The organism is Afipia dichlorophenoxyacetatis (genome assembly GCF_055386385.1).
This window is the reverse complement of record NZ_AP029250.1, coordinates 4,835,296-4,849,851: the sequence shown is the minus strand read 5'-3', so window position 1 is coordinate 4,849,851 and position 14,556 is coordinate 4,835,296. Positions and strand designations below refer to the sequence as shown.

At 58.1% G+C, this 14,556-nt stretch carries 13 protein-coding genes and 2 pseudogenes; 10 read left to right on the top strand and 5 right to left on the bottom strand.

What is annotated here, in order from left to right:
• Positions 1 to 88: 88 nt before the first annotated feature.
• The 6 genes from ACZ5C3_RS22755 to ACZ5C3_RS22730 all read left to right on the top strand — a co-directional run bounded on the left by ACZ5C3_RS22755 (position 89) and on the right by ACZ5C3_RS22730 (position 6,327).
• Complete coding sequence (locus tag ACZ5C3_RS22755; protein ID WP_464033242.1) at positions 89 to 1,339, top strand: ABC transporter substrate-binding protein; 1,251 nt, start codon at positions 89 to 91, stop codon at positions 1,337 to 1,339.
• 250 nt (positions 1,340 to 1,589) lie between these two features.
• On the top strand, positions 1,590 to 2,330 hold the full coding sequence (locus ACZ5C3_RS22750; RefSeq protein ID WP_464033241.1) for an ABC transporter ATP-binding protein: 741 nt from the start codon (positions 1,590 to 1,592) through the stop codon (positions 2,328 to 2,330).
• Positions 2,317 to 3,024: an ABC transporter ATP-binding protein gene (locus tag ACZ5C3_RS22745; protein WP_464033240.1), complete on the top strand. Its 708-nt coding sequence runs from the start codon at positions 2,317 to 2,319 to the stop codon at positions 3,022 to 3,024. The genes ACZ5C3_RS22750 and ACZ5C3_RS22745 overlap by 14 nt, the downstream gene beginning before the upstream one ends.
• A 36-nt stretch (positions 3,025 to 3,060) precedes the next feature.
• A complete protein-coding gene (locus ACZ5C3_RS22740) occupies positions 3,061 to 3,936 on the top strand; it encodes a branched-chain amino acid ABC transporter permease (protein WP_464033238.1) in 876 nt (291 codons plus the stop codon).
• Positions 3,937 to 3,939: 3 nt separating this feature from the next.
• Positions 3,940 to 4,941 carry a branched-chain amino acid ABC transporter permease gene (locus ACZ5C3_RS22735; protein ID WP_464033237.1) on the top strand — a complete coding sequence of 334 codons (1,002 nt, stop codon included), beginning with the start codon at positions 3,940 to 3,942 and terminating at the stop codon, positions 4,939 to 4,941.
• A 105-nt stretch (positions 4,942 to 5,046) separates the two neighbouring features.
• A complete protein-coding gene (locus ACZ5C3_RS22730) occupies positions 5,047 to 6,327 on the top strand; it encodes an ArgE/DapE family deacylase (RefSeq protein ID WP_464033235.1) in 1,281 nt (426 codons plus the stop codon).
• A gap of 143 nt (positions 6,328 to 6,470) precedes the next feature.
• Here ACZ5C3_RS22730 and ACZ5C3_RS22725 read toward each other — a convergent pair whose 3' ends face one another.
• Positions 6,471 to 6,593 (bottom strand): hypothetical protein, encoded by a 123-nt coding sequence (locus ACZ5C3_RS22725; RefSeq protein WP_464033234.1) that lies wholly within the window; start codon positions 6,591 to 6,593, stop codon positions 6,471 to 6,473.
• A 223-nt stretch (positions 6,594 to 6,816) separates the two neighbouring features.
• Positions 6,817 to 7,041, bottom strand: a pseudogene (locus tag ACZ5C3_RS22720) (FCD domain-containing protein); the annotation flags it as partial.
• Between ACZ5C3_RS22720 and ACZ5C3_RS22715 the strand changes: the two are divergent.
• The 3 genes and pseudogenes from ACZ5C3_RS22715 to ACZ5C3_RS22705 all read left to right on the top strand — a co-directional run.
• A pseudogene (locus ACZ5C3_RS22715) lies at positions 7,036 to 7,260 on the top strand (SDR family oxidoreductase); the annotation flags it as partial. The pseudogenes ACZ5C3_RS22720 and ACZ5C3_RS22715 overlap by 6 nt on opposite strands.
• Positions 7,261 to 7,347: 87 nt before the next feature.
• Positions 7,348 to 8,166 carry a shikimate dehydrogenase family protein gene (locus ACZ5C3_RS22710; RefSeq protein WP_464033232.1) on the top strand — a complete coding sequence of 273 codons (819 nt, stop codon included), beginning with the start codon at positions 7,348 to 7,350 and terminating at the stop codon, positions 8,164 to 8,166.
• Between the two features lie 15 nt (positions 8,167 to 8,181).
• Entirely contained in the window at positions 8,182 to 9,783 is a 1,602-nt protein-coding gene (locus tag ACZ5C3_RS22705) for a GMC family oxidoreductase (RefSeq protein ID WP_464033230.1), read from the top strand.
• A gap of 84 nt (positions 9,784 to 9,867) precedes the next feature.
• Here ACZ5C3_RS22705 and ACZ5C3_RS22700 read toward each other — a convergent pair whose 3' ends face one another.
• Positions 9,868 to 10,812 carry a bifunctional enoyl-CoA hydratase/phosphate acetyltransferase gene (locus tag ACZ5C3_RS22700; protein WP_464033229.1) on the bottom strand — a complete coding sequence of 315 codons (945 nt, stop codon included), beginning with the start codon at positions 10,810 to 10,812 and terminating at the stop codon, positions 9,868 to 9,870.
• Positions 10,813 to 10,827: 15 nt separating this feature from the next.
• A complete protein-coding gene (locus ACZ5C3_RS22695; RefSeq protein WP_464033227.1) occupies positions 10,828 to 11,589 on the bottom strand; it encodes an IclR family transcriptional regulator in 762 nt (253 codons plus the stop codon).
• Between the two features lie 150 nt (positions 11,590 to 11,739).
• Here ACZ5C3_RS22695 and xsc point away from each other — a divergent pair, with 150 nt between their 5' ends.
• On the top strand, positions 11,740 to 13,515 hold the full coding sequence (xsc, locus tag ACZ5C3_RS22690) for a sulfoacetaldehyde acetyltransferase (protein ID WP_464033225.1): 1,776 nt from the start codon (positions 11,740 to 11,742) through the stop codon (positions 13,513 to 13,515).
• A gap of 69 nt (positions 13,516 to 13,584) precedes the next feature.
• Here the strand turns inward: xsc and ACZ5C3_RS22685 are convergent, their stop codons facing one another.
• Entirely contained in the window at positions 13,585 to 14,469 is an 885-nt protein-coding gene (locus ACZ5C3_RS22685; RefSeq protein WP_464044288.1) for a LysR substrate-binding domain-containing protein, read from the bottom strand.
• Between the last annotated feature and the right edge of the window lie 87 nt (positions 14,470 to 14,556).

The window sequence follows — 14,556 nt, the reverse complement described above, 5'->3', positions numbered from 1 at the left end:
CTCTTTTGTCGTGCAGCCGTAAATGCGTTCAAAGCAACAAGTAGTCTAAGCGGTTTGGTCCCGGACCGTCATTTTTAAAGGAGAGACCATGACAAATATGACATTCAACAGACGAACATTGATGGTCGGCGCTGGAGTGAGTGCGCTCGGCTTGACGATCAAGCCGAGTCTCGCGGCAGAACCAGTCAAGGTCGGTGTGGTTGCTCCGCTGACCGGACCAGCCGCAAATTCAGGCATTGCGATCCGTCAAGGCATGGAGCTTGCTGCCGCAGAGTGGAACGCCAAGGGCGGTGTCACGATCGATGGTCAAAAGACTCCCGTCACCTTGATCTTCGAGGACTCTCAGTCCCGTCCCGAAGTGGGCGTGAGCGCGGCTCAGAAGATGATCAATCGCGACAAGATCGATCTTCTCATTGGTGAAGCGTTCCACAGCTCGGTCACCATCGCACTGATGGAACTCGCATCCCAGTTCAAGATTCCAATCCTGAGCGGCGAACCGGTGAGCAGCGAAATCTCCAAGAAGATCGAATCCGATCCGGAGAAGTACAAGCTGTTCTGGAAGGGCGATTACAATAGCGAGGCCTACGGCGAAGCTTTGCACGACACCTATAAAAGCATCGCAATGACGGGCTTCAAGCCGAAGAAAAACACCATCGCGTTTATCGTGGAAGATACGGATTACGGGCGTTCCAACGCGGAGATGACGGCGGACCTCTTCAAGAAAGACGGTTGGAATGTTGTCGCTCTGGAAACCGTCCCGCTGGGACATGCTGATTTCTATCCTCAGCTCACCAAGATGTGCTCGCTTCAGCCTGACGTCCTGGTCTCGATCTTCACCGCGGTCAATTCCGGTGCGAGCCTCGTGAAGCAGTTCCAGGAACTCGGCGTCGATGCCCTCCATCTCGGCGTCTATTATCCGCTGCGTTCTGAATTTCTCGAACAGGCGGGCAATGCGGCGGAAGGCTTGGTCTGGGTGCCGATGCAGTTCGATCCGGAGTCGAACAAGGAACACGCGCAGTTCGATAAGCTCGTCAAACAGAAATACAACACTGCGGCCTCATCGGATCACACCTCGGGACACGGCATTATACATGTCGCTCTCGGAGCCATCGATGCCGCAGGGACACGCGACGCCAACAAGATCTCCGATGCCATTGGCAAGACCGATTACAAGGGACTGCACGGACGCTGGGTGTTTGATCCGAAGAACCACACGGCAAAATATGGCCCAGACTTTATTCCGATTCCGGCAGCACAGGTACAGGGCGGCAAGAATGTTGTGATCTGGCCGGAGCAGCGTGCTGCCGGCAAGTATCAGACCCAGCCGAACCTTCGCTGAGATCTAGTAAGTAGTGGGAGAGGGATATTTATTCCTCTCCCGTTTTCCCGTTCTCGTGTGGCGGTTCAGAAGTCCGCATCATTCGTGCAGCGAGTCCGCAATGCGGACCTCTGAACCAAAGCCACACGAGGTTTATAACTTGCTAGTGTCCTTCGATTCCAAAGTTCGCAAACGAAGGTGCAGCAGAATGATGCGAACTTCGGAATCGGGACACTAGCCACGTCCGCCCGACGGAGCGAACAGTACGAGCATGACGAAAACCTCACTTCTTGAGACGAAGAAAATCCGCAAAAGTTTCGTTGGCGTCGTCGCGTTGAAGGATGTCTCGCTTAACGTTTGGGACGGAGAAATTCTCGGTCTTATTGGCCCAAACGGCGCCGGAAAGACGACGTTATTCAACGTGATCGCCGGCAGGGAGCAGGCGACAAGCGGCACGATCGATTTTCGTTCGCGCGATATTACGCGCCTTCGTCCCGATCAGCGCTGTCACCTTGGTATCGCACGGACTTTTCAGATCCCGCAGCCGTTTTCGCAGATGAGCGTCTTCGAAAACGTGATGGTCGCGCTGCACTTTGGTGCGAGTGGACATCGCGGAAAACTTGAGGATGAGGCCTCCCGCATTCTCGGGCAGGTTGGTCTGGAGCGCTGGGCGTTCGATGAATCGTCGTCGCTTCCGCTCGGCGCCCGCAAGAAGCTCGAATTGGCCCGCGCGCTCGCAACGAAACCGACGCTACTGTTGCTGGATGAGGTGATGGGTGGTTTGCGGCCAAACGAAGTAACCGAAATCATGGAAGCCATCAGGCAGGTCCGCGCGACGGGCGTCACCATCATCATGATCGAGCATGTCATGCGCGCCGTGATGGGCCTCGCCGACCGTGTCGTTGTTCTGCACCACGGAGAATTGATCGCGGAAGGATCTCCGGCCGAAATCACGCGGAATGAGGCGGTTATTGAGGCCTATCTTGGAGGAGCCGCCAATGTCTCGGCTTGAGGTCAGCAACGTTTCAGCATTTTACGGTGATGCACAGGCTTTGTTCGGGATCGATCTGCTTGTTGAGCCCGGTGAGATCGTTGCCATCATCGGCTCTAACGGCGCGGGAAAAAGTACCGTTCTGCGGACCATTTCCGGCTTGGTGAAGCCGCGTGAAGGCACTCTGAAATACGACGGTCAGAATCTCGCGGCGATCGACCCGTGGTCGGTGGTGTCGAGTGGAATCGCACATGTTCCTGAAGGGCGCCGCCTGTTTCGCGAGATGAGCGTGCAGGAAAACTTGATGATGGGGGCTTACCATCGCAAAGGAGGCGATGGGCGCGCGGATCTGGATCGCGTTTACAGCTTGTTCCCGCGTCTTGCGGAGCGGCGCGAGCAATTAGCAGGCACCATGTCGGGCGGCGAACAGCAGATGGCCGCTATCGGGCGCGCTTTGATGGCAAAACCTCGCCTTCTGTTGCTTGACGAACCATCGCTTGGCCTCGCGCCAAAGATTATCGAAACGGTGTTCGAGACCATTCGCAACATCAATGCGGAAGGCGTCGGCATTGTTCTCGTGGAGCAGAATGCGCAGCTTGCGCTGGAAACCGCACGGCGCGCCTACCTGATGGAAAACGGCCGGATCGTCAAAACTGGCAATGCTTCTGATCTGATGAACGACGATGTCGTTCGCGAAGCATACCTGGGCCTTTGACGAGACCGCTGAGAAAGAGCTTGAACGATGTTTTCAATGCCGCTGCCGCTTTTCGCTGAGCAAATCATCAACGGGATCATTCTCGGATCAATGTATGCCCTCGTCGCGAGCGGCCTGACACTGATCTGGGGAACGATGCGGATGCTGAACTTCGCCCAGGGCGAGTTCTATATGCTGGGCGGATATTTCTTCTTCTTGCTGATGTCGTCGATAGGGATGCCGGCCGCGATGGCGGTGCCGTTGGCGATTGCACTCGTCTTCCTCGCTGGCCTCGCGGTGGAACGGGCGTCGGTTCACCCGTTGCTCGGAAAGCCGCAGTGGGAGTTCAGCACCCTGGTCTCGACGCTCGGCGTATCGATCTTTCTTCAGAATGCGGCGCTTCATATTTGGGGTGAACGCTTCAAGACGGTGCCGTATTTCATCAACGGCGTCGTGAATGTCTTGGGGATGCGGTTGTCGTATCAGCGGTTGCTCATTTTCGCTGTCGCGACCGGAACCATGTTGGCGATGTGGTATCTTCTGCGCCGCACGCGCTTCGGCATGGCTTTGCGCGCAACCGCGATGGATCGCGATGCCGCGATGCTTTACGGCGTCAATGTCTATCGCGTTTTCACGGTGACGTTCGGCATTGCGGCTGCGCTTGCGGGCCTTGCCGCAACGATGCTGGCCAGCATCAATTCCATCAGTCCGTGGATGGGGGCGCCTTTGATGCTGAAGGGATTTGTCGTGGTCGTTCTCGGGGGGCTCGGCAGTTTTCAGGGCGCGATCATCGGCGGCATCCTGATTGGCGTGGTGGAGACGCTCGGCGTCATCGCATGGTCGTCGCAGTGGCGCGAGGTGATCTCATTCTCTGTTCTAATTCTGATCCTGTGGTTCCGGCCCTGGGGCTTGTTCGGCGTGAAGGAGACCTGAGCCATGACCACGCCAACCAACAATAAGCCCCTCAATAATCCCGCCATTCTGATCAGCATTACGGTGCTTCTTTGCATCGTGCCGCTGTTTACGCAGGAGGCTTACTTCCTGCACATCTGCATCCTTGCCCTGCTGTTCGGCGCTCTCGCTTCCAGTTGGAATTTGATCAACGGCTATGCGGGCATTTTCACATTCGGCCATCAGGCCTTCTTCGGTCTTGGTGCTTACGGCTCCGCACTGATGAGCATGAAGCTCGGTTTGAGCCCGTGGCTGACGATGTGGATTGCCGGTGTGATGTCGGCGGCGCTCGGGTGTTTCATCTCGATGCCGGTGTTGCGTATCCGCTCGGTGCCTCACATCGCGATCATGACGTTGGCATTTGCCGAGATAGTCCGCATTGTCTGTTCGAACCTGACGGACTTCACGCGCGGCGAACTTGGATTGTGGGGGATCCCGCCTTTCACGTCCTTTACGCTTCCCCTGATCGGCCCGGTAACGTTCGACGCTGCCCACAAGCTGGGGTACTTCTACGTGATCGTGCTCCTCTGGTTACTCATCGTCGGCCTAACCTACTGGCTTTTGCGCAATCGTTTTGGATTTGGGCTTCGCGCCATCAGGGACTCCCAGATTGCTGCTGAAAGCCTCGGCCTCAACCTGACCCGCTACAAGACCCTCGTCTTTGCTCTCAGCTCGATGCTCGCAGGTGTGCTCGGCGCTTTCTACGCCCACTACGTTCTAATCCTGACACCGAGTTCAGCACTCGGGATCGACATCATGATTCAGATTGTCGCCATGACCTTGATCGGCGGCATCGGACGTCTGCTCGGTCCTACCATCGGTGCCTTCATTCTGACCTTCGGGTTGGAGGGACTTCGCGGGTTCGGCGAATATCGTATGCTTATCTATGGCGTTCTTCTCGTCGCTATCGTGATGTTTCTGCCCAAAGGACTCGCGAGCATGCGTTTTGCACTCTTCAATCGCCAGAAGGGCACGCAGTCGTCGTAAATCCTCAGACGTGAGCGAACGTGCAGTCTCCGGAAATTCAAAATATGGCAGTGGCCCGATGGCCGCTGCGTCCCGCTAGACCCATGATAAGGAGCCAGAAAAACCATGGTCGATTCCGATACGTCCCGTCGCATTTGCGATGCTGTCGCTGCGCGTTTTGACGAGCAGCTTGCGACCACCAAGGAATTCGTCGCGATCCCCAGCACACGCGGTGCCGAAGGGCCGTGTCAGGACATGATGGCCGATCTTCTCAATCAGCGCGGCTACGAGGTCGACGATTGGAAGATCGAGGTGGATGACCTGAAGGATCTGCCAGGGTTCGGACCAATCGAGCACGATTTCTCCCGCGCGCGCACTGTGGTCGGCACCTATCGTCCGGAGCGGACCGCAGGAAAGTCTCTTATTCTTCAGGGGCACTGCGATGTCGTGCCCGCTGGTCCGCTCGATATGTGGGAAACGCCCCCATTTCAGCCCATCGTCAAGGACGGATGGATGTATGGCCGCGGCGCAGGCGATATGAAATCAGGAACCATTGGCGCGATCTACGCGATCGATGCGCTGCGTGCTGCCGGTCTGAGGCCAACTGCACGTATCCATGTCCAGTCGGTCATCGAGGAGGAGAGCACCGGCGTTGGTGCGCTCTCGACTCTTCAACGCGGTTATCGCGCGGACTGCTGTTTCATTCCTGAGCCGACGCAGGGCCAGCTGATCCGGTCGCAGGTCGGTGTGATCTGGTTCCGGTTAAAGGTGCGTGGTCGTCCGGCGCATGTCGCGCAGGCTGGATCCGGCTCCAACGCGATCAAGGCTGCGTATCATCTGATCCAGGCGCTTGAAGGCCTCGAAGAAGAGTGGAATCGTCGCGCAGCAAGCGACAAGCATTTCAAATCCGTGGTGCATCCGCTCAACTTCAATCCGGGCATCATCAAGGGCGGAGAGTGGGCCTCCAGCGTGCCGGCGTGGTGCGACGTGGATTGCCGGATCGCCATCCTTCCTGGCTGGAAGGTTTCGGATTGCCAGGCTGAAATTCTCGCCTGCGTTGCAGAGGCGTCGCGCAAGCATTCCTTCCTGGCAGCCAGTCCGCCGGAAGTGGTCTGGTCGGGGTTTTTGTCCGACGGCTTTGAGCTCACCAACGCCGAAGAGCCAGAAGCGATTTTGCGAAAATCATATGCGGCGACTTACGGCGGCGATCTGCCTGAAGCTGCGTTTACCGGGCTCACCGATACGCGGTTCTATGGTCTCAATCACGGCATTCCGTCCCTCTCGTTCGGAGCGGTGGCCGAGCAGATGCACGGGTTCAACGAACGTGTGAACCTCGACACGCTCCGCAAGGCCACACAGACCATGGCGCTCTTCATCGCTGATTGGTGTGGCGTGGAGAAGGCTTGATCGCTACCCGGGGCCGGTCGCGTTATGCATGTACCGGCCCGTTGATGCGGTGGGAGTAGCGAGGTTTGCTCGAGAAGGCGTTTAGTATGGCCGCACTTAACCGTGCGGCCTTCCAACCCATGCTGACGCCGCGGCGGCCGCTTTCAACGCATGGCTAAGGCATCAACTGTGCGCTGCATCGAACCTAGATCGAAGTAATAGGCAATGCAGAGCAGGGCTATTGCACTGATTAGCCCCGCCGCTCCACAGAAGATGATGTCATCCATCACTGCTCTGCTGAATTTGGGCCAATGTATAACCATGCGCGCCTCCTGAAATCGCCCAGGACACCGCAATTCATTTGACCACTCGTCGAACGCTTTATTCGCCAGCGTTGGACGTCTCTCTAACCGAAAGCTTTCGAGGGCGTTCCCAAAAATCACAACTGATCGTCGCCTCACCGGGGCGGAAGGGCACCGAGCCCAGGTATGCATAAACGAAATGGCGATCTCAGCGGACGCGGGGCGCTGTATGGTCGCTGTTGTCGGCGACGTGGGCCAGAAGTCCCTGTCCGCCATTGATAATGTCTTCGCAGATCGCTTGACGCGCAGCTTCCGGATCACGGTTGCGAAGTGCCGCTAAAATCCGAAGGTGCGCATGCGCATCCCAGTCCTCCGGCAGGCCGCCATCATAAAGATGTGACAGGATCGGTCCGCAACGGACCCAAAGCCCCTCGGCATCCGCGTGAATGCGCTGGCGCCAGGCCGCATCGAAACGCCAATGGTTCGTGGCGTCGCCGGCTCTGTGAATGAAGAGCAGGTGAAGCTCACCCCGATGGCGCGTCTCGGCGCTCCGGAAGAGGTTGCCGACGTTGCCATCTATCTCACCTCGCCAGAGTCGAGCTTTGTGACCGGTCAGACGATCGATGTTGCCGGTGGTCTCTATATGACTTGATCTGCCGTCATCTTTCCTGGATGGGTGGGGGATAAGTCGAAGTCATCTGATCTCCGGACAGAGCGATGACATAAAATGGAGATGGACGTGGCATCCTCTGCGAGTGACAGCATCCGCGCGGTGACGGGCCACACGCGCATCTTTGGCATCCTCGCGGACCCGATCTATCACGTGAAGACGCCAGAGGTGATGAATGCGCTGTTCAAGCGTCATGGTGTCGATGGCGTTCTGATCCCGTTTCATGTCGCGCCCGATGGTCTCGCAGCGATGGTCGACGGCCTTCGCACGATGCAGAACTTCGCTGGCTTCATTGCCACCGTTCCCCACAAGCCGGCGATGCTGACGCTTTGCGACGAGATCACACCGGAAGCGAAGCAGATCGGCGCAGTCAATTGCGTCCGGCGTGAAGCGGATGGGCGTATGGTCGGCACCATGCTCGATGGCATCGGCTTTGTGGAGGCGCTACGTGCAACGGGAGCCGAACCGAAGGGTATGCGGGCCTATATTGCGGGGGCGGGCGGTGCTGCGAGCGCAATCGCTTTCGCCCTTGCCGCGGCGGGCGTCAGCCATCTGACCATTGCCAATCGCACGGCAACGAAGGCGAATGAGTTGGTCGACAGGCTGCACGCGGTTTACCCGACCGTCACTGTATCGACCGATGCGGGTGCGGTCAAAAATCACGATCTCATCGTCAATGGGACATCGCTCGGCATGAAGCCGACCGACGCGCCACCACTCGACTTCTCGTTGATTGAGAGCCGTCAGATCGTGGCTGAAGCGATCATGGAGCCGGAAATGACTCCGCTGCTGAGGGCGGCGGAGGCAAAAGGGTGTCGCATCCAGCGCGGCAAGCCGATGCTGGAATCCCAGATCGTCCTGATGGCGAAGCATATGGGCGGACTGTGAGAGGCGACAGACGAGATGAGTGAGACTTTCGATTACATCATCGTCGGTGGCGGGACCGCAGGCTGCGTGCTTGCCAACCGTCTGACGGCATCAGGCCGTCATTCCGTGCTCTTGCTTGAAGCGGGCGGCGAAGCGCGCAGTATGTGGACCGCGATTCCGGCCGGCTTCAGCAAGCTGTTGACCAATCCGGATTACAATTGGCGCTTCAAGACCGAGCCTGAAGAAGCAACCTACAACCGCGTCATCTCCGTACCCCGCGGCAAGGGCCTGGGCGGTTCGACTCTGATCAACGGCATGATTTATGTGCGCGGTCAGCGGCAGGATTACGATGGCTGGGCACAACGCGGCTGCACCGGCTGGGGCTTCGACGATGTGCTCCCTTATTTCGACAAGCTCGAGGATTTCGACGGAGTGGATAAGGCCTCTCAGCCGAGTGGCGGCCCGCTGTCGTTGACGACAGTCGCAGAACGTCCCGCCGTCGCTGAGGCCTTTATCGCTGCGGCTGAGGCTGCAGGACACTCGCGCAATCCGAACTATAACGCCGAGCGCCAAGACGGTTTCGGTTACTATCAGGTCAATCAGCGCAACGGCCGGCGCGTGAGCGCCTTCGATGCTTACCTGAAACCGGTCATGAATCGGCAGAATCTCTCGGTGCGTACGCACGCGCATGTGCTGCGGATCGATCTGGATGGTGGCCGGGCAAAAGGTATCACGGCGCGTGTCGGCGGCGAGGAGCAACGTTTCCTGGCCAGAGCCGAGGTCATTCTCGCCGCCGGTGCGGCTCAGACACCGCAGCTTCTCGAGCTCTCAGGCGTTGGTGATCCTGCAATTCTCAAGCCGCTGGATATCACTGTGCAGCATGCGCTCCCGGGTGTCGGTGCGAACTACATCGATCATTTCTGCACGCGGATGAATTGGCGGGTCAAGCTGCCGGTAACGCTCAACGAGCAGACGCGCGGCTTGCGACTCGCACTTTCTGTTGCGCAGTACTTTGCTACGCGGAAGGGAATTCTGACCCTTGGTACGGGTTTGGCGCATGGCTTCGTCCGCACGCGTCCCGGCCTCGAAGGTCCAGACGTGCAGTACTTCTTCATGCACGCCAGCTACGCGAATGCCGCCGAGCGTATCCTTGACCGGCTGCCCGGCATGACCCTCGGCGTAACCCAGCTCCGTCCGGAATCACGCGGCACCATCCATGCCGTATCGCGCGATCCGATGGCGGCGCCGTCGATCCGCCCGAATTTCCTGGCGACGGAAGAAGACCGTCGCGTCATGGTGGAAGGCATGAAGATCGCGCGGCACATCATCGATCAGGCGCCGATGGATCGGTTCCGTGAAATGGAATTGGCACCGGGCGCGAACTGTCGAACCGACGATGATTGGCTGGAGTTTGCGCGGAGAGACGGGCAGACGATCTACCACATTTGCGGCACTTGCCGGATGGGCAGGGACGATAAGGCCGTCACCGATCCGCAACTCCGCGTTCGTGGCATTCAAGGTCTTCGCGTTGTTGATGCGTCGGTCATGCCGACCATCGTGTCAGGGAACACGCAAGCGGCAGTTTTTATGATCGCCGAAAAAGCGGCAGACCTGATCCTCAAAGGTGCCGCTAATTAAGTTAACGTGATGCAGGGGCATCACATCTGCAAGCGATGCCCCGTAAGACGTAAATACGTGATCGCAAGTATTAATCCGCAGCGATCAATGAATGGAGCTGTCCCCATTCGCGCCAAGACTCAGTTGCGCCAGAGCGCATGAAGCAATACGTGCGCGCCGCGAGTCCGAGCGGCTGGTGAGGATGATCGGTACCCGCGCGCCCAAAACGAGACCTGCGCATTCGCCGCCGCCCATATAAATGAACGACTTGTAGAGGACGTTGCCAACATCGAGATTGGGCACCATCAGCAGATCCGGATCTCCGGCGACAGCAGAGGAGATACCTTTGGTCGCTGCGGATGCCGCAGAGATGGCGTTGTCGAATGCCAACGGTCCATCGATAACGGCGCCGCTGAACTGGCCGCGATCAGCCATCCTCGAGAGCGCTGCAGCGTCCAAGCTCGAGACGTGATCGGGGTTGACTGTTTCAATGGCCGACAACAATGCAAACTTGGGTGAGCTTAATCCGAGCGCATGTGCCAGTCCGATCGCATTTGCAAGAATATCGACCTTTTCCTTCAAGCTGGGGGCGATGTTGACGACCGCATCTGTCACCATCAATGGCTTGTGATAGGCGGGAAGGTCGAACCAGAAGACGTGGCTCATACGCCTTGACGTTCTCAAGTTCGCCTCGCGGGATACGACGGCGCCCAGAAGTTCATCGGTGTGCTGCGATCCTTTCATCAATGCGCGGGCTTCGCCGGCACTGACCAGTGCCACCGCTGCGCGTGATGACGCCACGGGATCATCCGCGGCCTCGACGACGCGCAATCCCTCAAGGCTGACTTTCAAGGTGTTTGCGCACGCTTCAATTCTTTGACGGGGCCCGACGAGAATGGGTTCGATGACGCCGTCGTCGCGAGCAGAGAGTGCCGCAGCCAGCGAGTCGGTTGAACACGGATAAGCCACGGCGACCGAGAGACGCCCTTTGCCGCGTGCGGCTGCTTCGAGGGCATTGAGCCTGTCGTAGGTTCGTTCACTCTGGTGCATGATGGTTGTTCCCGGCTACTCGATCAATGTTGCGGCTAGTGTCTCGGCGGCTTTCTGAAGAACGGGGAGCTTGGTTTGAATCTCGGCAAGAGGCAGACGCGTGACGGGCGCCTGGATGGCAAGCGCCGCGACGCACGAACGCGCCTTGCCTTTCTTCTGGTAAATCGGCACTGCGAGGCAGACGAGGCCGGACATGAACTCTTCTCGATCGAGAGCAAATCCGTCGCGTCGAATGGCGTTCAGCTCGCTCATCAGAGCCGATGAATCCGTCAGTGTGTTCTCAGTCAGGCGCTCCAGCGCAAGCTGGCGAAGCAGTGGATCGCGTTTGGCCGGTGGCATCAAAGCGAGAAAGAGTTTGCCGCTCGCCGAGCAATAGGCGGGCACTTTTGAGCCTTGTTGGAATGTGATCCGCAGCGGCCACGTTGATTCAACTCTGTCCACATAGGTGACGTGGGTACCGTCGAGGATGGTGAGGTTGCACGCTTCACCAACATCCCGAACAACGTTGCGCAAGATTTCGTGCCTCACCGCGCCGTTTGGTCTGTTCGCCAGAATTGCGAACGCAAGTTGAGATGCGCGCGGCGCCAGCTCGTATCGGCGGCCATCAAGAGTCCGCTGCAGCAGTCCTGCATCTTCGAGCGACGCGAGCCAGCGATGCATGGTTGGCTTCGGCACACTCATGCCTGTCGCCAATTCAGCAAGCGTCGCGGGATGCTGCATCCCGGCGACAGTTTCGAGCAACGCGAGTGGCTTCAGAACACCCTGTAGATCATTCATGGACTCCTGATTAGCATAAATTCCGATAAGTGGAACGAAAAAAGCAAAAAAATGAAAAAAATGTTGTGAGGGGGAATTGGGCGTGTCATTGATGACGTGCCCCAAACAAAACGCCGTGCCCGACATCTGGGACGTCAGAGGAGACGCAACATGAAAATGACGACGGAAGAAGCATTCGTAAAAGTGCTGCAGATGCACGGCATCGAGCATGCATTTGGCATCATCGGGTCGGCCTTCATGCCGATTTCCGACTTGTTTCCTCAGGCCGGCATCACGTTCTGGGACGTGGCGCACGAGACCAACGGCGGCTTGATCTGCGACGGTTACACGCGCTCGACCGGCAAGATGGCCATGGCAATTGCGCAAAATGGCCCCGGCATCACGGGCTTTGTCACCCCGATCAAGACGGCTTATTGGAATCACACGCCGATGCTGCTGGTCACACCGCAGGCTGCGAACAAGACGATCGGGCAGGGCGGCTTCCAGGAAGTGGAGCAGATGGCTCTGTTCCGCGACATGGTCTGCTATCAGGAAGAGGTACGCGATCCATCACGCGTCGCAGAAGTGCTCAACCGCGTCATTCTCAAGGCCAAACGCCTTTCTGCACCAGCGCAGCTCAACATCCCGCGTGATTTCTGGACGCAGGTGATCGACATCAATCTGCCGGCGGTTGTCGAATTCGAACGGCCTGCGGGCGGCGAGGCCGCTGTCGCGGAAGCGGCAAGGCTGCTGTCCGAAGCAAAGTTTCCCGTCATCCTGTCGGGAGCTGGTGTGGTGATCGGAAATGCGATCGACGCGTGTGTCGCGCTGGCTGAAAGGCTCGATGCGCCGGTCTGCAATAACTACCAGCACAACGACAGCTTTCCGGGCAGTCACCGGTTGGCCGTCGGTCCGCTCGGCTACAATGGATCGAAAGCCGCCATGGAGTTGGTTGCCAAAGCCGACGTCGTGCTGGCGCTGGGCACTCGCCTCAATCCGTTCTCGACATTGCCTGGCTATGGCATCGACTACTGGCCGAAGACTGCCAAGATCATTCAAGTCGACATCAATGCCGATCGTATCGGCCTGACCAAGCCGGTCACCGTGGGAATCTGCGGCGACGCAAAGCAGGTCGCCCAGAGCATTCTGGCGAAATTGTCACCGGCCGCCGGTAATGCAGGCCGCGAAGATCGCAAGGCACTGGTGCACTCGACCAAGTCAAAATGGCTGCAGACGCTGTCCAGCATGGATCATGAAGATGATGATCCGGGCACGACATGGAACGAAAATGCTCGGACGCGGGACAAGGACCTCATGTCGCCTCGTCAGGCTTGGCGTGCCATTCAGGCGGGGCTTCCGCGCGAGGCGATTATCTCGAGCGATATCGGCAATAACTGCGCGATCGGAAACGCCTATCCGGCGTTCGATAAAGGCCGAAAATATCTCGCGCCCGGTCTGTTTGGCCCGTGCGGTTACGGCTTTCCGTCAATTATTGGCGCGAAGATCGGAAATCCGGATACGCCTTGCGTCGGCTTCGCTGGTGATGGCGCCTTCGGTATCTCAATGAATGAGATGGGGTCAGTCGGCCGCGAGGAATGGCCGGGTGTGACAATGGTGATTTTCCGCAACTATCAGTGGGGCGCGGAAAAGCGAAACTCGATCCTCTGGTACGACAACAATTTCGTCGGCACGGAACTGAACACGAATCTGAGCTATGCGAAAGTCGCTGAAGGCTGCGGGCTGAAGGGCGTTGTGGTGAAGACGCAAGCAGAGCTGACCGAGGCGCTGCGGCAATCGTGCGAGGATCAGAAGAAGCGCATCACCACGTTCATCGAAGTCCTGCTCAATCAGGAGCTCGGCGAACCCTTCCGGCGCGATGCCATGAAGAAGCCGGTCAAGGTTGCCGGGATCAACCGGGAAGATATGCGACCCCAGCAAGTCGCCTAAGCGGCCTCTGTGTTCCGGTTTGGACTTCCGATGGCCGCGCTTGCGCGGCCATCATTTTTGAGGGGCGGCTTACTTGGCGGGCACCAATGAGGCAGCCTCAACGTCGCCAAGCTCGCGCGAGATATGCTGGGCGAGCTGCTCTGCAGCTTCCGAAATGCCCTGGGGTTTGCGATGCATGACGAGCTCAATGGGGGGAAGCTTCGGTAAGCCGTCTGCTTCGTCGAGACATCGCAGGTTCGGAACGATCGCGCAGCGCGGAAACACAGAGACAGCCAGGCCAGCAAATACGGCAGCCTGCAGGCCCGCGATGCTGTCACAGACTGAGCGGATCGACCATTGTCGGCCGGCGGCGCCCAATGCTTCAAGTGCTTGATGCCGATACACGCTACCCTGAGGCAGCACCGCGAGGGGAATGGGCTTTCGTAGTTCAGGTGCGCTTCCGATGCCCGCGACCCAGACAAGCCCTTCGCGTCGCACAAGCTCACCGCGCCGGAAGTCCGGCTGATTGGTCATCAATGCGATGTCGATCTCGTCGCGCTCCAGTGCCTCATAGAGTTGGACGCTGCGTGTGCAGCGCAACTCAATCTCGACATTCGGATGAGATCTAGAAAACGTTTCGAGCACCTCGGGCAGAATATAGGACGCGTAGAGGTCCGGCGTGCCCAAGGTGACATGGCCCGCGATATCCGGTGCTGAAAATCTCGCGCGTGCCTCAGCATTCAATTTCAATATTGCACGTGCGAACTCGAGCAGAACCTCTCCATCATGCGTGAGGCTGAGTTTGCGGCGATTGTCATCAAAAAGCGTGCGGCCAATCAAATCTTCCAGACGTTTGATCTGATGCGTAATGGCCGGCTGCGTTCGTCCCACGCGTCTGCCTGCAGATGTAAGGCCTCCGGTGTCAACGATGGCAACAAACGTTCGGAGCAATGCAATGTCGAGGTCGTGGCTCAATGATAAATCCCGCGAATGATGACGATGCAAATTATCGATTTCATGATGGATCGATGAGCGTTGTAGCGTACGCGAAACGATGGCCCT